Source organism: Bacillus sp. UNC41MFS5, from assembly GCF_000686805.1.
The window spans coordinates 12866-31921 of sequence record NZ_JMLP01000010.1 but is presented as its reverse complement, the minus strand read 5'-3'; the positions used below and the strand labels follow the sequence as shown (position 1 = coordinate 31921).

23 protein-coding genes are annotated in these 19056 nt (G+C 38.0%); 15 read left to right on the top strand and 8 right to left on the bottom strand.

Going from position 1 to position 19056, the window contains the following annotated elements:
* Positions 1-33: 33 nt before the first annotated feature.
* The 5 genes from BR30_RS0102910 to BR30_RS0102890 all read right to left on the bottom strand — a co-directional run bounded on the left by BR30_RS0102910 (position 34) and on the right by BR30_RS0102890 (position 3407).
* Positions 34-894 (bottom strand): DUF421 domain-containing protein, encoded by an 861-nt coding sequence (locus BR30_RS0102910; protein WP_026563683.1) that lies wholly within the window; start codon positions 892-894, stop codon positions 34-36.
* An 18-nt stretch (positions 895-912) separates the two neighbouring features.
* Positions 913-1119, bottom strand: a complete 207-nt coding sequence (locus BR30_RS0102905) for a DUF1657 domain-containing protein (protein ID WP_026563682.1) — start codon at positions 1117-1119, stop codon at positions 913-915.
* Positions 1120-1194: 75 nt separating this feature from the next.
* Positions 1195-1398 carry a DUF1657 domain-containing protein gene (locus tag BR30_RS0102900; RefSeq protein WP_026563681.1) on the bottom strand — a complete coding sequence of 68 codons (204 nt, stop codon included), beginning with the start codon at positions 1396-1398 and terminating at the stop codon, positions 1195-1197.
* A gap of 193 nt (positions 1399-1591) precedes the next feature.
* Entirely contained in the window at positions 1592-2845 is a 1254-nt protein-coding gene (locus tag BR30_RS0102895) for an erythromycin esterase family protein (RefSeq protein ID WP_026563680.1), read from the bottom strand.
* 364 nt (positions 2846-3209) lie between these two features.
* Positions 3210-3407 (bottom strand): hypothetical protein, encoded by a 198-nt coding sequence (locus BR30_RS0102890; protein WP_026563679.1) that lies wholly within the window; start codon positions 3405-3407, stop codon positions 3210-3212.
* Between the two features lie 208 nt (positions 3408-3615).
* Between BR30_RS0102890 and BR30_RS0102885 the strand changes: the two genes are divergently transcribed.
* Entirely contained in the window at positions 3616-4485 is an 870-nt protein-coding gene (locus tag BR30_RS0102885; RefSeq protein WP_035445032.1) for a YitT family protein, read from the top strand.
* A 271-nt stretch (positions 4486-4756) separates the two neighbouring features.
* Here BR30_RS0102885 and BR30_RS0102880 read toward each other — a convergent pair whose 3' ends face one another.
* Together BR30_RS0102880 and BR30_RS0102875 are read right to left on the bottom strand one after the other, a co-directional pair.
* Positions 4757-5008: a sigma-G-dependent sporulation-specific acid-soluble spore protein CsgA gene (locus BR30_RS0102880; protein WP_026563677.1), complete on the bottom strand. Its 252-nt coding sequence runs from the start codon at positions 5006-5008 to the stop codon at positions 4757-4759.
* Between the two features lie 134 nt (positions 5009-5142).
* On the bottom strand, positions 5143-5856 hold the full coding sequence (locus tag BR30_RS0102875) for a class I SAM-dependent methyltransferase (RefSeq protein WP_026563676.1): 714 nt from the start codon (positions 5854-5856) through the stop codon (positions 5143-5145).
* Between the two features lie 244 nt (positions 5857-6100).
* Here BR30_RS0102875 and BR30_RS0102870 point away from each other — a divergent pair, with 244 nt between their 5' ends.
* On the top strand, positions 6101-6370 hold the full coding sequence (locus BR30_RS0102870; protein ID WP_026563675.1) for a hypothetical protein: 270 nt from the start codon (positions 6101-6103) through the stop codon (positions 6368-6370).
* Positions 6371-6401: 31 nt separating this feature from the next.
* Here the strand turns inward: BR30_RS0102870 and BR30_RS0102865 are convergent, their stop codons facing one another.
* Entirely contained in the window at positions 6402-7289 is an 888-nt protein-coding gene (locus tag BR30_RS0102865; protein WP_026563674.1) for a VanW family protein, read from the bottom strand.
* 179 nt (positions 7290-7468) lie between these two features.
* Between BR30_RS0102865 and BR30_RS0102860 the strand changes: the two genes are divergently transcribed.
* From BR30_RS0102860 to BR30_RS0102800, 13 genes are all read left to right on the top strand, one after another.
* Positions 7469-8020 carry a helix-turn-helix domain-containing protein gene (locus BR30_RS0102860; RefSeq protein ID WP_035445002.1) on the top strand — a complete coding sequence of 184 codons (552 nt, stop codon included), beginning with the start codon at positions 7469-7471 and terminating at the stop codon, positions 8018-8020.
* A gap of 377 nt (positions 8021-8397) precedes the next feature.
* Complete coding sequence (locus tag BR30_RS0102855; RefSeq protein WP_026563672.1) at positions 8398-8595, top strand: hypothetical protein; 198 nt, start codon at positions 8398-8400, stop codon at positions 8593-8595.
* A 214-nt stretch (positions 8596-8809) separates the two neighbouring features.
* Positions 8810-10018, top strand: a complete 1209-nt coding sequence (locus tag BR30_RS0102850) for an acyl-CoA dehydrogenase (RefSeq protein ID WP_026563671.1) — start codon at positions 8810-8812, stop codon at positions 10016-10018.
* 168 nt (positions 10019-10186) lie between these two features.
* Positions 10187-10753: a TetR/AcrR family transcriptional regulator gene (locus BR30_RS0102845; protein WP_026563670.1), complete on the top strand. Its 567-nt coding sequence runs from the start codon at positions 10187-10189 to the stop codon at positions 10751-10753.
* A gap of 121 nt (positions 10754-10874) precedes the next feature.
* A complete protein-coding gene (locus BR30_RS0102840) occupies positions 10875-11939 on the top strand; it encodes a phosphotransferase family protein (RefSeq protein ID WP_035445031.1) in 1065 nt (354 codons plus the stop codon).
* Positions 11940-11956: 17 nt separating this feature from the next.
* On the top strand, positions 11957-12211 hold the full coding sequence (locus tag BR30_RS37645) for a 2-phosphosulfolactate phosphatase (protein ID WP_026563668.1): 255 nt from the start codon (positions 11957-11959) through the stop codon (positions 12209-12211).
* An 11-nt stretch (positions 12212-12222) separates the two neighbouring features.
* Entirely contained in the window at positions 12223-12447 is a 225-nt protein-coding gene (locus tag BR30_RS37640) for a 2-phosphosulfolactate phosphatase (RefSeq protein WP_026563667.1), read from the top strand.
* Positions 12448-12494: 47 nt separating this feature from the next.
* The gene (locus BR30_RS0102825; RefSeq protein ID WP_026563666.1) at positions 12495-13274 is read left to right on the top strand and encodes an enoyl-CoA hydratase/isomerase family protein; all 780 of its coding nucleotides are present in this window, start codon (positions 12495-12497) and stop codon (positions 13272-13274) included.
* 12 nt (positions 13275-13286) lie between these two features.
* On the top strand, positions 13287-14261 hold the full coding sequence (locus BR30_RS0102820) for a quinone oxidoreductase family protein (RefSeq protein ID WP_026563665.1): 975 nt from the start codon (positions 13287-13289) through the stop codon (positions 14259-14261).
* Positions 14262-14443: 182 nt separating this feature from the next.
* A complete protein-coding gene (locus tag BR30_RS0102815; protein WP_026563664.1) occupies positions 14444-15145 on the top strand; it encodes a response regulator transcription factor in 702 nt (233 codons plus the stop codon).
* The gene (locus BR30_RS0102810; RefSeq protein WP_026563663.1) at positions 15135-16535 is read left to right on the top strand and encodes a sensor histidine kinase; all 1401 of its coding nucleotides are present in this window, start codon (positions 15135-15137) and stop codon (positions 16533-16535) included. The genes BR30_RS0102815 and BR30_RS0102810 overlap by 11 nt, the downstream gene beginning before the upstream one ends.
* 162 nt (positions 16536-16697) lie before the next feature.
* Positions 16698-18137 (top strand): S1C family serine protease, encoded by a 1440-nt coding sequence (locus BR30_RS0102805; RefSeq protein ID WP_081825334.1) that lies wholly within the window; start codon positions 16698-16700, stop codon positions 18135-18137.
* A 21-nt stretch (positions 18138-18158) separates the two neighbouring features.
* Positions 18159-19046, top strand: a complete 888-nt coding sequence (locus BR30_RS0102800; RefSeq protein ID WP_026563661.1) for a peptidylprolyl isomerase — start codon at positions 18159-18161, stop codon at positions 19044-19046.
* Positions 19047-19056: the final 10 nt, after the last annotated feature.

Genomic DNA, 19056 nt, shown 5'->3' with positions numbered 1-19056 from the left:
ATAAGGATTTTATATTGCTGTTTTTCAGAATAATTAACCATTTAAATAAGGACTTAATATATCAATTGTTTCTTGAATCTTCTTTGCATTTCGTTTATACATTGCTTTTGATTTTTCACAATCGGTCTCAAGCGAAAAGATCTCCAAATCAGCCTGAATTTTTTTTAGGGTAGCCAGTAGTAGTGGACGTTGTGCAGGTGCTGGAACTTGAATTTTATCATCATATAGATCTACCGTGAGTTCTCCGTATGAATCCACTTGTCCTAGGAATACATTATCAAGTGTTACGTCTAGTTTATCTAACTCTGTATATAACCAGCCTCTGCCTTGACCTGCACATCTTAACGATTCATCAACAATATTTCCATCCATGATGACCGTTTGTGGTTCTTTCTCATTCGGCTTTTTCATTTGTAAATCTTTAGGTGTAAGGGGACGGTTTTCACTTTTTAATAAAACACTTAAATTACCTCGCGGCTCTAACACTGCAAATTCTACATCAGCAAACTTAAAAATATCCTTTTGCCTGAGAAGAGCGAATAATTCGTCAATAGTATATTTTTCTTTTTTTAAGTTTTCTTCTAATATTTTTCCTTCCTTAATAACGACGGTACTTTTCCCTTCAGCGAAATCACTAAATTTTTTACTTTTTATTGCTAAGAAATTAACTAAAAATGTAACAAATCCAAAAACGATGAGTGCCAATGCACCATGGAACATATTACCTTCCAGTCCAGTTACAACTTCACCGGCAATACTTCCAATGGTAATACCTGCAACATACTCAAAGAAAGAGAGTTCAGAGATTTGTTTCTTTCCGAGTATTTTGGTGGTAATAAATAAGAGTACCAAGAAGACTATCGAACGGACTATTATAAAAAACCAATCTGGCATCATTGCTCACCTCAAGATTTATGACCCTTTGTATTGGGGTTCATGTCTTTCAAGTTCTAATACGCGGTATTGGATATCCTTCTTTACTTCTCCAACCGTTAACATGGCTTGATTAAAAGTAGCTTGTGCTTCACTATCTAAAGAATTCAGCGCGAAGGAAGCGAGTTGTGCTTCGATGCCTTTCATAGTAGAGAGACATTGCTTAACATTTGATGCGATGGTCACAAGTAAACTTCCTTTCATAAGGGATTCTATATATCAAAAAGGGGTTGGCAAAAATGCCAACCTAAAACTTACATTTTATTGATTGTATTGAGGTTCTTCATTGAGAATTTCTTGAAGACGCGGTTCAAGGCTATCAAGAACAGATTGAGTCTGTTGCGCCGCTTGTTGATAAAGTTGCTTTGCATTTTGGTTATCAGTGGCTAGTGCAAAGGTTTCAAAACTTGCCTGAGCACTTTTTAGTCCGGCTAATGCTTGTTTTACTTGTGTTCCAACTGTCATAAGTAATCCTTCTTTCGTAAAATAATTGAAATACAAAAATAGTATGTGAATAATTCCGTTGCTTATGTATTAATAAATCGGTTAAAATTACCATTTAGTAAAAAATTCTGATAAGGAAAATTCTGATAATTTTAAAGATCCAATAGTAGATTAACAAAAAAGTCTTCCTTCATCCTCGAAGGAAGACTTTTTTTCATATAAGTACATGTTCTAAAACAAGTGGTTGCAATGCTTTTGTTTGATCAAAGAAAATAAAACTATCATACCGCTGACCCATGTTCGATGGAACATAATTACCGAAATGTTCGTATTCTGGCCGATAAACCACTCCTATTGCACGATGACCAATGGTTGTCGAAAACTCATCACGGTTCTCATCGGTAAATAGTAAATATTTATTAGCCGAACTGGTTTTATGCATTAGTGATTCCCAACTGCCAAATTGAGCAGGAGGTACCTGCATGATTTGAACGTCTTTACCCCATTCAGTCGATGCAACCACCGTACCGCTATAGGTTCCGAACCCGACGATAAATACATTTTCCGCTCCATTTTGTTCCCTAATAATCTGACCAACATTTACCATTCCTTCTTCTTTCATGTCGGTTGCCCTGGCATCACCGACATGAGTATTATGCTCCCAGATGATTGCTTTTGCATGATCTCCATAAAAGTTCATCACCGAGTTGAGCGCTTCTACCATGTGGTGGTCCCGGACATTCCATGATTTAGAGTCACTTTTGACCATTGTCCTGTAATATTCCTCAGCATTTGCGGTTACAAGGGCGTTTACCTCCATATTCAAGCTGCTTTCCTGATTGTCTTCAAATTTCCATTTGTTTTTCTGGATGGAGGCGAGAAGCTCAAGAGCTTCTTTCGTACAGTCATCAGAGAGATATCCTGCCGAAACTGCATATGATTCATGATTGCGATTGAAGGGTTCAAAACACGAAAAAGCTTTTTTCGCTGCTTGAAGGCTCCGGGAATTTGTTTTTGCTAAATAGCGAATAATTTCATCCATACTTTCCCAAAGACTATATACATCTAGACCATAAAAACCGACTTTTTGAGAAAGATTAATTTGTTGATTATAATCCTTCAGCCACTCAATAAGTCCGATTATTTCTTGGTTTGCCCACATCCAGGTTGGCCATCGATTAAAACTTTCCAGTACTCTCCGTACGTCGTTAGTTGATTGGTTAAAGCCCTTAATGTATTGATTGATACTTTGGCAAGAGGGCCAATCACCCTCAACTGCAATAAAGGAGAAGCCTTTTTCTTTTATTAATCTCTTGGAGAGCTCTGCTCGGAACGAATAAAACTCGGAGGTTCCGTGAGAAGATTCCCCGAGGAGCACATAATTTGCATCTCCAATCGCATTGATTAGTGGGTCGAGATCATCAGCTGTGTCAAAGGGTTTCGCGTATTTATTAATGGCTTTAAGCATAAGATGTTAAACATCCTTTCCATCAAACTTAAAGATAATTTACCCGTCGCATCAAACGCTTAAATATCCAATAATTCACATATTTGACACATGTAGTCCGTAATTTCGAAAAATTCCGTGTTATAATTTAAGTGTAAAAGATAGAATAAACATTAAAATCTTAGGAGGCTCAACCATACGTGTTCGTTCCGTTTGTGAACGAGTAGTAAGGTTAATCCTTAACAATCATTTGGCAAGTGGAGCGATTGTTTTCCCGCTATGGAAAGGCGAAATCGAAAAACAAAATCCTTTCATAATTGGTATCTATGTATTCCATAGAAAACCATATCAAAGGAAAATGTTTACGATTTATCAATGTGAAATTTTATTGAACCCCTCCAAAAAGGATAATTGCCAAGAAGCTGAAAACCCAAATGATGAAGTAATGAGTCTCTATCGGTATTACCGAAAATTTGTTTCTTTTGGGAATTTGAATTCCATTAATTCCATGTGAATTAATTCCTTCAACGGAACAAGCACACATTAGCTGATTGATCATTGGATCATGATAGACTAATGTCATGGTTGGGTCTCCTAAGATGTTAATAAAATTAAGGAGTTACTTCATACATTGAGGTAGCTCCTTTTTCATTTTGTAAGGAAATAATAAGCATTTGATTATAATTAACAGGATGTATTCGATATAATGTAATTAGGAAATTATTTTTGAAAGGGGCCAGATAATGTCAGGAACACAAGAATTGACTTTAATCGAACAGCAGGAAGCAATCATGGCAACAATTCAGCATCGAAGATTAACAAAGAGTAAGATCTTTCAAAGAATTCTATTAATAACACTTGGTGCTGCCTTAATGGCTGTAGGACTAGAAATATTTCTTGTCCCTAATAATGTCATTGATGGTGGTATCACGGGAATCTCCATTATGCTATCGTATGTAACTGGTTGGAAATTAGGGATGTTCCTCTTTATTCTGAATATACCTTTTTTCTTTATTGGTTATAAACAAATAGGGAAAACCTTCGCCTTATCCACTCTTTATGGAATCATCATTCTTTCGATTGGAACCACTTTACTGCATCCCGTGCCAGCTTTTACACAAGATATCCTACTTGCTACGGTATTTGGGGGGATTGTTCTTGGTATTGGAGTCGGTTTAGTAATTCGGTATGGTGGCTCATTGGATGGTACTGAAATATTAGCCATTCTTTTTAATAAAAAGCTCCCTTTTTCTGTTGGGGAAATTATTATGTTTTTTAACCTTTTTATTTTAGCATGTGCCGGTTTTGTGTTTACGTGGGACCGCGCGATGTATTCGCTAATTGCCTATTTTGTAGCTTACAAAACGATTGATATTACCATTACCGGGCTTGATGAATCCAAATCGGTGTGGATCATTAGTGACAATGCAAAGCAAATTGGAGACGCCATTATGAACCGTTTGGGACGAGGAGTCACCTATATCAATGGAGAGGGCGCATATTCAGGTGATGATAAAAAAGTTATTTTTTGCGTAATCAATCGTCTTGAGGAAGCAAAATTAAAGGAAATTGTGACTGAAAATGATAACAGTGCCTTTTTAGCAGTAGCGGATATTGCGGAGGTCCGTGGTGGAAGATTTAAGAAAAAAGATATCCATTAGATGCTGGAAACGAGGAACTTCTTTAGAGAAATCTGATGGAAATAAAGGATAAAGAAGTAATTTGTCGTTATAGGAACTAATTTTCGAAAATGCCGTGTAGTATCTCATGGTTTCATGTCGGTTAATGCAGAATCAATGGGGTGTTTATATGGTATTTTGTCGTACCGTGCGCTTACCTAGGAAATAAAATTACAAAATATGAATTATTTCCAGAAAAGATGGCAGAATATCCTGCCATCTTTTAGTATAGAAAGCGTTTTCTTTCCTTGTTTTAGAATAAAAGCTCGAAAACTTCGTTCAATTCCTTCGCTCTTTTTTCATCCTGCTCCTCTTTAGCATAATTAATTTCTTTCGGAAGTATTTTATTTAGAAAATTGACTTCTTTTTGGTTTAAATCTCGAACAAAGGACCCTTCAGAGGTATATTGGCCTTCCGATAATTTACGATAAATATGACCGCCTTCCGAATGATCATCTGTATAATTTGACAAGATTTCTCGTAAGTAACCCAACGTCTTATCCATTGTTTCACCATTCCTTTCACCTCATATTTTTGGGGCGAAACTTTATTTATATTCATCAGAAAAGAAAAATATTATAACCGCATTTCTCAAATAAAAAGCCACTTCACCAATAGAGGAGAGAGGCTTCTCAACGATTATAGTTTTGAGCAGGTTATTATTCGGTGGCTTAAAATATCTTGATATTTTAAGACAATATTCCCATGTTCATTTAAAATTTGAAATAACTCAGGTTCAAAATTTTTCGAGAAATGAAATTCAGTGGAATTATTACCATGATTTATATTTGTTTTCTCTGTTTTAATAACAATATCTTGGAATCCGGCCTGATTAAATAAATTTCGCCAATCATCTTCCAGCAATAAAGAATCTAAGGCATAAAACTTCATTATTTCGGATTCTTCGATAGGACTAAGTTTTGAGTTAATTGTCATTTCATTGGCAATCAGACGCCCGCCTTTTTTTAAGACTCGAAAAAATTCACTAATCGCAACGGGTTTGTTAACAAAGGCTAATACAGATTCAGACAAAATAAAATCAAAAGTATCATCGTTAAAGGGCAGTTTTTCAACAGAGCCTTGAATCAACTTGATTGGTAAGTTCAATGACTGAAATCGCTGTTTTGCTTTTTCAATCATGATTGGATTAATCTCTACGCCGACTACCTTTGCAAAATAATGCTGATATAGATATGCCGCTGTTTGGCCGGTGCCGCAGCCGGCATCTAGAATACGTGACTTATTTGTAATATCTTCATTCGACAAAATGTTTTTTGTTAATGGAATTCCACCGGGATGTGCTCCACCCACACCAAATTTGGCTAAGAAGTCAAAATAAGTTAAACCTCCCATAAATAAAGACACCACCTCATTTATCTTGTAGCAGTGTATGTGAAATATAGGTGAGAGGTTCTTTCGAATTAGTCTTGATTATGGCAGGAGTAAATAAATATATTATGTAAACTGTAGAGAATCAACATACCAGTAAATAACTAATTAAGTTCTTATTTCTTGCTATATTCTTTTTCAAACAAGCACAAATTAAAGAAATGGAAGGGCAGAATCCTTTCCATTTCAATTTGAAGGAGTGCTTTTAATGAAAAAAATTAAAACTCACCCGTTTCTCAAAATGTTTGCAAGAAAACGTAAGAGTAGAGGAGCCATGTGGGCGTCTCTATTAGGCATCGGATTAAGTGCTGCTGTTTTTGGAGTGACAAAGGGAAAACGTAGGGACATTGCACTTCCTATTCAAAATATGGTAAAAAATTTTACACCTAAAACAAATCTTAATCTAATGGATAATGCTGCATTAACAGAGTTTTCAGAAGAACTATTAATGAGTGCTCTAAATAATAACAAACAATAAGAAAAAAGTCCGCACATTGGCTGCGGACTTTTTAATATGGTGGAGATGGGACTTTTTTCGGTATGTAATTAATATTTTCAGAAGAGTAAACACTTATAATTAACAAATGGCCTAGTGTCCTTGCTCTAATTAATACAGGTTGATTATAGGTATTCTTAAACTCAAAATCAGGTCCATACCAACTAACCGTTGCGTCTCGTCCAGGCGGAATATAAGGAACCTTTCTTGAATGAGAAAACCGCTCTACAATCTTGATGCCAGCATTGTCAACGGCATTATAAAGGGTTGAAGATACTTGGCAAATTCCACCGCCTATGTCTTCTGAGAATTCCCCTCTTACGATGACCTTGGCACGTAAGTACCCCTTCGCAGCTGTTCGTTTGCCGACTACTCTGTTAAAGGAGAATGTTTCACCAGGAAAAACCACCTGATTGTTAATAGCTTTTGTTGCCAGTTCTATATTGGTTGATCTTTTTTTATTACTGGGATTAAAAGACGTAACATACCGTCCGATTCTCATACTGCGAATATCACTTAGCAATTCACTATCCACCTTTGGATAAACTGTAAGGAAAGGTAATTCCATGACCTTTGCTTGTCTGGTACTAAAAATATTAGCATAGAAATGCTCTGTAAATGCTTGACGATGGATTTGGGACCCTGCCTTTTCTGGAATAATACCACCATACTGATCCAAGTGAGCATTTTCAGATGCAATGGAAAATTGTTTATCTAAGTTGTCCAAAAATTTATAGTACTTTTTAGCATTTAATAATGGCAGGCCCGTTTGGGAAATGGTAAAGTCATCACGATTAATGGTGGCTACTGTGTGGCCATCCTTTGTAATAGTTAAACGATCTGGCACTGCAGTAACCGGTTGGGTTAACAGGAAATATCCCATTAACAAAGATAAAATCATATTCAACAACCCCCTCACTATAATATTGGTAGTAGTAGGCTAATTCATGTAACCTCAAAACAGATTCATACATTTTTGAAAAATATAAAAATAATTCCCAGATTTTTTCTTTACAATAATCAAAGAATATAATATTCTCATTACTGAGAATGATAATAAAAAATAGGAGCTAATTTTATATGATAAATGAATCAACTGTGGATGTTATTTTGCATCCCGTTCGAATGAGAATCATACAGTATTTAATTAACCAACAACTTACAGCGCAGCAATTAAAAGAATTTCTACCAGATATCCCACAAGCTTCATTGTATCGCAACTTAAAAAAATTAGTTGAAGCAGAAGTCATTCATATTGTTGATGAAATTCCAATCAGAGGAACAGTTGAAAAAGTCTATTCCATCCATAATCCAAACAAGGTATCCATTGGTCCTGAAGACTTAAATAATCTTTCAAGGGATGAACATATGAGCCTATTTATTAAATTTATGGCCAATTTAATGGGCGAATATGATCGATACTTGGACCAGGATAGCATTGATCTAGTTTCCGATGGTGTCACGTTCCGGCAGACATCCATCCACTTAAATGAAGAGGAGTATGCCTCATTTTTGAACGAACTTGCTGCTGTTTATAAAAAAGTTATTAAAAACGAACCAAAAGAGGGGAGGAGGAGAAGGACAGTTGCAACAATCGTGATTCCAGAGAAAAAGAAAAGTTTGGAAAAATGATCAACAGGTACAAGTTGATCTTAGGCAATCACACTGTTGATTGGAGTGGAAGGTGGCGAAGACTCCTGCGGGAGTACGGGACAGGGGAGACCCCGCAGGCGCTGAAAGCGCCGAGGAGGCTCCCCGAACCGCCCGCGGAAAGCGAAGGCACCTGGAACGGAAATCAACAGACTAGTTTAATGTACCCAAAAAAAAATGACTGTCGATATTAAACCCGAAATCATTCGGATTTGTCGACAGTCTGAAATGGTCGTCATTTTGATGACTTTTTTTTGATTCTACTGAAAAATTTGTTGAAATATAGTATATTGATAGATGATAACAGTAAGATAGAAAAGTGATAGCAGATTGCTAATGAATACATAGGAGTGAATAACATGTCTGAAAACGAAAGAATTCAATTAAATGTAAGAATTACAAAAGAAACTTCGCAGTTGCTAGATGAAATTGTCGAATATTACCAACAAGGATTGAAGCTTGGTCGAATTTATAAAGGAGATGTACTAACAGATATCATTGAAAAGTCGTATGAAGTAATGAACAAGCAAAAGAGATCATTTACAAAAAGGTTTTAACTGCTATGGCCAGGAATTGTTAATTAACAGCATGATGAAAACGAATGAATCTTTCTGGCCTGCTCCTCTCATCTATGATTCCACCTATTTTTTGAATCCTTACATGGAACTAATTAAAAGAATATTTAGAATTTAATTTGAATATTTAATATTTATAGGTATAATTAGCAGGAGAACATACCAACTGGTTAGTATGAGAAAGGGCGTGGAAATATTGGATTTTTCATATTCTCAAAGAGTGAAAGAGTTGCAGGAAAAATTAACTGCCTTTATGGAAGCAAATGTTTATCCTAATGAGCGTATTTACGAGCAACAATTAAACGAACAAGACAGCCGTTGGAGTGCCGTTCCACCCATTATGGAGGAACTCAAAGAAAAGGCAAAAGCAGAAGGTCTTTGGAATTTATTTTTACCAGAAAGTGAATATGGGGCCGGATTAACTAATCAAGAATATGCCCCATTATGTGAAATTATGGGTCAGTCGTTAATAGGACCAGAGGTATTTAACTGTAGTGCTCCTGATACCGGTAATATGGAAGTTATCGTCCGCTATGGGACAGAAAGACATAAAGAACAGTGGTTAAAGCCCCTATTGGCAGGTGAAATTCGTTCGTGCTTTTCGATGACAGAACCAGCTGTTGCTTCTGCCGATGCAACCAATATTGAAGCCAGTATCGAAAGAGATGGGGACGAATACATCATTAATGGTCGGAAGTGGTGGTCATCAGGTGCAGGGGATCCTCGTTGTAAGATAGCGATTGTCATGGGAAAAACAGATTCTGCGGCGAACCGTCATGAACAGCAATCGATGATTCTCGTTCCACTAGATTCTCCAGGTGTGAAAATTGAACGAATGCTCCCGGTTTTTGGATATGATCATGCCCCGCATGGACATGGAGAAGTTACGTATGAAAATGTACGCGTACCTGCTGAAAACATTCTTTGGGGAGAAGGTAAAGGGTTCGCAATCGCCCAAGGCAGATTAGGCCCAGGACGAATACATCATTGTATGAGATTGATAGGTGCTGCAGAACGAGCTTTAGAAGAATTATGTAAGCGCGTTCAGAGTCGGACCGCATTTGGAAAAACTTTAGCGAGCCAAGGAGTCATACAAGAATGGATTGCTGATTCCAGAATCGAAATTGAGCAAGCAAGACTACTCACCTTAAAGGCTGCCTATATGATGGATACCGTCGGAAATAAGGAAGCAAAGACAGAGATAGCGATGATTAAGGTCGTTGCCCCTTCAATGGCATTACGTGTTATTGACCGTGCGATTCAAGCTTTTGGGGCGGCTGGAGTATCTAACGATTTCACACTCGCGGCACAATGGGCCAATGCAAGAACATTACGATTAGCAGATGGACCTGATGAAGTTCACCGTGCTCAGTTAGCTAAACTTGAATTGAGGAAATATCAATAGAATAGAAGGGCTGGGGAACTATGAAATTAGTAGGAAAAACAGCGGTCATTACCGGAGGTGCGGGTGGTATTGTTATTTAGATGGTCGAAATCCTCGTTAGTGCTTAAGGGGCATTATTGAATATGATATAATTCTCATTAGACATATTAGAGAATGCGAGGACATAATGTGAAGGGAAAAATTACAGCACAAAGCATCAGTCTATTTGAAAAAAAAGGTTTTACTGAAACGTCCATTCAAGACGTCGTTGATTCACTTGGTGTAACAAAGGGTACATTCTACTATTACTTTTCGAGTAAGGAAGAATTACTAATGGATATCCACCTTGGTTATATCGATGGTTTACTTTATAACCAGGAGCATATATTAAATGACACTTCAAAATCATTCAAGGAAAAATTATCTGCGAATGTTTATATGCTAATTACGAATATAACAACCCAAGGTGCAGCAGCTAAAATTTTCTTTCGGGAAATGAATAATTTAAGTACCGAGCATCTTAAATTAATTGAACAAAAAAGAGACCAATTCCGACTAAACATTGAAGGACTCATTCGTGCCGGAATGGAAAAAGGGGAATTTCGGCCTGATTTAAATGCCCCAATCATTACGATGGGGATTCTTGGTATTACCAATTGGAGTTACCAATGGTTTAATCCTGATGGAAAATGCACGGACGAGGAAGTTGCGGAGATTTTTGTCGAAATGATCTTAAAGGGAATTAAAGACAATTGAAGAAAAAAGGTATAGAGGGGGATTTGGATGATTACTTCCTCCCTTTATTAAGTGAATACTAACCGGTTAGTATGGTTTCGGATTTTTCAAGTTTGAGAGGAGGAATACGGTGCCCCATCAAATGAGTAAAGATACCATCCCTGTCCGTAAAGGAGAGGAATTAAATCTGTCTGTCCTTGATACGTTTTTACAAGAAACCATCGAAAACCTGCCCGTTGGACCACTTGAAATTTTACAGTTTTCCGCCGGTCATTCTAATCTGACGTATCAAATCAAAAAAGAGAAGTGGGAAGCTGTATTACGACGTCCGCCTCTAGGTCCTGTAGCTCCAAAAGCGCACGATATGGAGAGGGAATATAAAATTCTTTCTGAATTGCACCCGATTTTTCCCGTTGCTCCAAAGCCCTATTTGTTTTCCAATAATGAAAAAATTGTTGGCGGTCCCTTTTTCCTAATGGAAAGAAAAAATGGAATCGTAATCGATACTTCTTTTCCTAAGGAGATTTCAATATCGGATGATCTCTGTCGACGGTTATCGGAAGTAATGGTCGAGCAGCTTGTCGAATTACATGCAATTGACTACAAACAGACAGGTCTGGCTGCTATAGCTAAGCCGGATGGGTTTATGGAAAGGCAGGTCCATGGCTGGATTGGGCGCTATGAACGGGCAAAAACGGATGAAATCGATTGTCTTGAACCTTTGAAGAAATGGCTGCTGGATCATACTCCCAAAATCCATGAGTCTACAATTATTCATTACGATTATAAATTCAACAATGCCATGTTTAATCAAAGTTTCACGGAAATGGTCGGTTTGTTTGATTGGGAAATGACCACTGTCGGCGATCCGCTTGCAGACCTTGGTGTAGCGATGGGGTATTGGAATCAAAGCAATGATTCGAAACTGTTGATTAATGGGTTAGGGAAGGCACCGGTTACGGCCGTCCATGAAGGGTTTTTGACAAGGAAAGAATTCATCGAACTCTATGCAAAAAAGAGCGGCAGGGATGTTACTAATTTCAATTTTTACCTAACGTTTGCTTATTTTAAACTAGCAGTTATAGGTCAACAAATCTATTACCGCTATAAGAAAGGTCAAACATCAGATACTCGTTTTGCCGATTTTAATTATTTCGTGAAAAATTTAATTCAACATGCTGCTAATGTTGCAGATGAGAGGTTTTAAAAGGGAGCTGGGTGGGAATGACGAAGATTCACCTTCTCATGAAGAAAGAGGACATCCGCGAAGAGAAAATGGCGGATGGGAATAAAATAGCGGTGGTCTTAGATATTCTACTGGCTACTACGACAATTGTTTCGGCTTTAAAAGATGGCGCAAAGGAAGTGATTCCAGTCTTGCACAGCAATGAAGCCATCGAACAGGCAAAACTGTACCAACAAGATGAATATATTCTGGCTGGGGAACTGGACGCCAAACCTATGGGGCTGGTCACTTAATTGATTGCTTAGTGAAAAATTGTGATTATGAATTAACAGATGCGGCGAAATCGGCCTTATATTTCTATCGGGGCCAAACGGATGCATATGAAATTTTACTAGATTCCTATGTTGGCAAACTGCTTGCTAAATATGACCAACAGCAGGACTTAAGGATAGCTGCTTCTAAGGGCATAACAGCGATTGTCCCGATTTTACAGGAAGGAAAAGTCGTGGTCGAAACCATTTCTGTATAAATCGATTATGGAAGTAAAGATGAAAGGAAGATGAAAGGAAGATGAATATGAGCCAAGGACATTTGTTAGTTGAAAAATTAGGTCCGGTCTTGTCTTTGACATTAAACCGTCCAGAAAGTCTTAATGCGTTTAGCCCTGAGATGATTTTAGGATTAAAGGATGCGCTTATTAACGCCCAAACTGATGAAGATATTCAAGTGATTGTGTTATCAGGAGCGGGCCGTTCCTTTAGTGCGGGCGGTGACGTGAAAACCATGGGTCAAGCAGATTCTGGTCAAGTTTACGACCATATCGGAAAACTGAATGAACTCATCTTGTTAATGAAAGACATAGAAAAGCCGATTATTGCCGCTGTCCACGGGTTTGCAGCAGGGGCAGGTTTTAATTTAGTCCTAGCTTGTGACTTAATCGTTGCTGCTGAGGATAGCAAGTTTGCACTCAGCTTTTCCCAAGTAGGTTTAATCTCCGATGGCGGTGGCTCTTATTTACTACCAAGATTAATTGGCCCGCATTTAGCAAAACAATTCTTCTTTACGGCAGAGCCGATTCCTGCAGAGCGACTCTATCAACTCGGAGTACTGAATTATTTAGTACCATTAGAAAAACTTCAGGAAGAAACAACGAAGTTTGCGTTAAAATTGGCTCATGGGCCTGGAAAAGCTTACGGAAAACAAAAGAAATTAATTGACCAATCGTTTACCTCAACACTTGAGGATATTCTGGAGCAAGAGCGGTTGATTCAGACATTAATGGTGCAAACGGCTGATCACAAAGAAGGTATTACGGCTTTTAAGAAAAAGAGAAAACCAGTATTTAAAGGAAAATAGGAGATGACAATCATGAAAGCAATCCGATTAACAGAATATGGCGGACCCGAAGTATTACATGTAGTCGAAATGGAAAAGCCAGTCCCAACCGGTCATGAAGTCTTAATTGAAATCAAAGCGATTGGGGTCAACTATGCGGACACAGCAAGGAGAGAAGGGCAGTATGTTGTCAAAACACCGCTGCCTTTCATTCCAGGTGCCGAAATTGCAGGAATTGTTGCTGCCGTAGGTGAACAAGTAACGAAAGTGAAACCCGGGGCAAGAATTGTGACCTTAATAGAATCAGGAGGATATGCTGATTATGCATTAGCCGATGAGCGTGTACTGATTCCACTGCCAGAACAATTAGATTTCAAGACGGCTGCTGCCCTGCCGCTTCAAGGCTTAAGTGCTTACCATATTTTAAAAACAATGGGCCGGTTAGAAAAGGGCGAAAGCGTGCTGGTGCATGCAGCTGCTGGCGGAGTAGGAACAATTGCTGTCCAACTCGCCAAGTTGTTCGGAGCAGGCAAGGTTATTGCAACAGCCAGTTCAGATGAAAAATTAGCATTGGCACGGGAAATGGGTGCAGATGTCCTAATTAACTATACAGAGACAGACTGGGAACAGGAGGTTCTTGAAGCAACAGGCGGCAAAGGGGTAAATGTTGCCCTTGAAATGGTAGGTGGTGATATTTTCCATAAGACGGTCAAATGCTTGGCTACGTTTGGACGTCTTGTTGTGTTTGGAGCAGCAAGCGGAGAACAAAGCAGATTTTATCCGTCGTCTTTGATGGCTAGAAATCAATCAGTGATCGGCTTTTTCTTGCCACAGATTATGAGAAAGCCCGAATTACTTCAGCCAAGTTTGGTCGAGTTGTTTACATACCTCGGTACTGGAAAATTAAAACTCACTATTGGCGGGGTATTCCCATTAGAGGAAGCTGCAAAGGTCCATACCCTCCTGCAATCTAGGAAAACACAAGGGAAGTTAATTCTAGAACCGTAAAGTTAATTAGCATTTAAAGAGGTCTTGAAGTGATTCAAGCCTCTTTTTTGTGGAGAAACATTAATAAACTATGAACAAACTATTAATTAGTGAAGAAGAATTGTATTTATTGTTGATATGCTTAAATTTTGAGATAAACTAATAAAAAGAACACTTTAGGTATCAGTAGGAGTTGAATTATTTTGAGAATATTAGTGATCGAAGATAATAAAAGTGTCTGTTCCATGATTGAAATGTTTTTTGCCAAAGAAGGGATAAATGGGGAGTTTGTGAATGACGGACTCGAAGGCTACAACCGCATTAAAGAAGGGACATGGGATGCGGCTATTATCGATTGGATGCTCCCAGGTATGGACGGAGTAACCATCTGCCGTAAAATTCGCCAAGAAAATTATACGGTTCCAATTATCATGTTAACAGCCAAAGACAGTGAGTCCGACCAGGTGCTTGGTCTTGAAATGGGAGCGGATGATTATGTGACCAAGCCATTCAGTCCGCTGACATTGATGGCAAGAATTAAGGCAGTAACACGTCGGTTCCAAACCCAAGTACCTAAGGATAGTGACGATTTCCTTCAGACAGAACATTTTAAAATTAGCAAAAATACACGTGAAGTGATCGTTGACGGTACCCCGGTCACAAACTTAACACCGAAAGAGTTTGATTTACTTTACTATATGGTTGAACATCCCCGCCAAGTATTCTCAAGGGAGCAACTACTGGAACGAGTGTGGGGCTATCAGTTTTATGGGGACGAACGAACGGTGGATGTCCATATTAAACGACTTCGAAAAAAAGTTGAAACAACCGCGCAGCCATTCTTCCATACGGTATGGGGGGTAGGGTATAAGTTTGATGAGTCAATCAAAACGGATGAAGTTTAGATACATTTACCAACAATTTTTCAGTCATATCAGTATTATTATTGTTGCTTTCTTAGTATTAAGTTTGTTGTTTAGCAATTATGTTGAAAATTTGGTCTATGAAAATAAAGCAAATGAGTTGATTTCTTACGGAAAGGCTATACTCTCCGAGATTGATGAAACTCCGCAAGCGGCGGACCAAATTATTAATCGCTATAGTTCGGTGTTAACAACAAGAAAAATGAGCTTTAGTATATTTGATCAATATGGAAAATTATACGCGGTTGGAAAACAGGGTCCAGCTATTAGAGGTTTGTCTGACAAGGATTGGGATCGGATTTCTAAAGGTCGAACTCTTGTGGTAAATAGTGATTTTAAAAGGTTCGGTCAAGAAGGAGTTACCTTTGTTGTTTTACCGTATCTTAATAACGGAACGTTTATAGGTGGAATTCTTTTAACCTCACCGATTAGCGGATCAAGTGCCATGGTTCATCGCGTCAATCAGTATATTATGTACGCCATTCTTATTGCTCTTGTTGTTTCCTTTCTGCTTAGTTGGTTTCTATCGAGGATTCATGTGCACAGGATTAAACGTCTTCGTGAAGCAACCTCACTTGTCTCAGCGGGAAATTATCATGTCCACGTTGCATCTTCTAATTTTGATGAGATTGGTGAATTAGCAAACGATTTTAATCACATGGTCGATAAAATTAATACCTCGATGGAGGAAATTGAAAGTCTAGAAAATAGACGAAGACAATTTTTATCGGATGTTTCCCATGAAATGCGGACGCCATTAACGACAATAAGCGGAGTTATCGAAGGCTTGAAAAATGATATGATTCCTGAGGAAGATAAAGAACGAGGAATCAATCTTGTAAGTCAAGAAGCAAAAAGACTTATTCGCCTTGTCAATGAAAACTTGGATTATGACAAAATACGCTCCAATCAAATTCAGTTATACAGAGAAGATATACAGCTCCTCGAGGCACTTGAGATTATTCAAGATCAATTAATGCTGCAGGCAGAGGAAAAAAATAATCAGATTTTGATTGAGGCAGAACCAGATGTTATGGTTAATGCTGACTATGACCGACTGATTCAAATATTAATAAATATTACCAAAAATAGCATTCAATTTACCACGAACGGGACGATTTGGCTTAGAGGAAAAACAGAGGGCCAGTCGACGATTATAGAAGTGGAGGACACAGGGATTGGTATCGATCCGAGTGAGATAGAAAACATCTGGCGCCGATTCTATAAGGCTGATATTTCCAGGACCAGTAACCCATATGGTGAATTTGGGTTAGGGTTATCGATTGTTAAGCAATTAGTCCTCCTTCATCATGGGGAAATTAATGTTTTCAGTGAAGCGGGAAAAGGAACAAAATTCGTCATTAAACTATAAAAATTGCGAGAAGCTGCGGGCTGGTGCCTGCAGCTTTTTTGTTCAATAACGATAAAAATTCGTAGATATTTCTAAAAGCCGTTATAGTTTGTTAATAATTTCTTAAGATTTGCGAGGTAAAGTAAAGACAAGATAAAACATGCTTAAAGGAGATTGAATGAAATGGATTATAAAAATGATAATGAATTCGATAAAAATCAACCAAATACATCTGACTTAACAGAAATTACAAAAGCAGAAGAACAATCAGAGGAATCAATTAAAATCAACCATTCTAAAGAAAATTCCTATGCAGTCGATGCAACCTTCACAGTGGAAACAAACGATTTTGGGAATCGTGAGGAACAAGAAAAACAACCTGAATTCGAACCTACAACGAAAGCAACAGTAACACCAGGAATGGAACAAACGCGTACCAACAATCAGGGGGATCAACTGAATAAGAAAAAACGAAACGTAAAAGGATTTGCCTCCACACTTGCAGCAGGGGTAATTGGGTCTGTCTTGACATTAGCGATTTTACCACATACAGACTACATAAAAGATCATTTCCCGAAAGTGGAGTCTCAAGAAGCAATTAGTTCTCAACAAGGAACTGCGGTCAAACCTGTAGTGGCGCAGCCAACGGCTGCATCTTCTAATTCAATTGCGGATACGGTGGAAAAGGTATCGAAGGCGATTGTAGGAATCGTGAATTATCAGCAACAACAAAATAATTTTTATGGTAATTCCAACTCTTCGCAAAATGTGGAAAGCGGTTCGGGATCGGGGGTTATTTTTCAAAAAAACAATGGTACTGCCTATATTGTTACCAATAACCACGTGGTAGAAGGGGCAACGAAACTTGAAGTATCTTTGTATGACGGTGAAAAAGCAACGGCTGAAGTGGTTGGCACTGATGCTTTAACGGATCTCGCTGTTTTAAAAATTGACGCTAAATACGTAACGGCAACGGCAGATTTTGGTGATTCGTCGACACTTCGTCCAGGAGACCAGGTTTATGCTATCGGAAACCCGCTTGGACTAGATCTTTCAAGGACGGTTACACAAGGAATTGTCAGTGCAACCAATCGAAGCATTGCCATTACAACCTCTGCAGGAAATTGGGATACCAATGTTATTCAAACCGATGCAGCAATCAATCCTGGGAACAGCGGGGGTGCCTTAATTAACCCACAAGGACAAGTGATTGGAATCAATAGTTTAAAAATTTCTGAAAGTGGTGTCGAAGGGTTAGGCTTTGCGATTCCAAGTAATGACCTAATTCCCATTGTAAATGAATTAATTAAGAATGGAAAAATCGACCGTCCATATCTTGGAGTAGGACTTGCCGATCTTGATCAAGTGGCACAAATGTATTGGCAAAACCTGCCGAGCACAACAAAAGGTGTCATGCTCACAAATATTGAAGCCAATTCTACGGCTGCGAACGCTGGACTGCAAGTAAAGGATATTATTGTTTCTATGAATGGAACAGAAATTACCAGTTCCTCAGATTTACGTAAATATTTATATACCAAAGTAAGCAAGGGTGATGAAATAAAATTTGGAGTTTACCGCGATGGAAAACAAATCACTGTAAATGTGAAACTTGCGGATTAATTGGAGGGAGTATCAAGAAAAATGTCGTTATTAAAACAAAATAAAATAATGGTAATAATCCTATCAGTACTTATTGTATCGTCGGTAATTTTACTAAGCTTCATTCTTAAAAAGGAGGATACGGTCGCAACGTTTAATGGTAAGACAATTAGTAAAGACGAGTTATATAGCGAAATGGTCAAACAATACGGTTCTGCTACTATGGACAAAATGATTAGCGAAAAAATTGTGGCTGCAGAAGCTAAAAAACAAAAAGTTAGCGTTAAAGATAGTGAACTGAATCAAGAAATCGAAACTTTAAAAGCATCTTATGGTGGAGAAGAAGCCTTTAATCAAGCACTTGAAACCAACAATACTTCTTTAGCATACCTAAAACAAGATTTAAAAAATTATTTGACGATTAAAAAATTACTGGAGCCGGAAATTAGTATTACCGATGAGGAAATGAAGACTTATTTTGATGAAAACAAAGATACATTTGCCCAAGCCGAGCAAATTAAAGCAAGTCATATTCTAGTTGCTGATGAGAAAACTGCGAATGAGGTCATAGAAAAGTTAAACGATGGCGGTGATTTTGCAAAGTTAGCGAAAGAATATTCAACGGATGAGAGTACGAAGGATTCCGGTGGCGACCTTGGATATTTTGCAAAAGGAACCATGGTCACAGAATTTGATGATGCAGCATTTGGTCTCGCCGTTGGAGAAATTAGTAAGCCAGTAAAGACAGAGTATGGGTACCATATTATTAAAGTAGAGGCTAAAAAGAAGGCAAAAGCAGCAAATTATAATGACAGTAAGACTAAAATAAAAGAAACATTACTAAATCAGAAAATTGATTCTGAGTATACAACATGGCTAGAGAAAAAGAAGAAGAGTTATGATATTGAGAATACCTTAGAAGAAGTCTAACCTAAGGGTC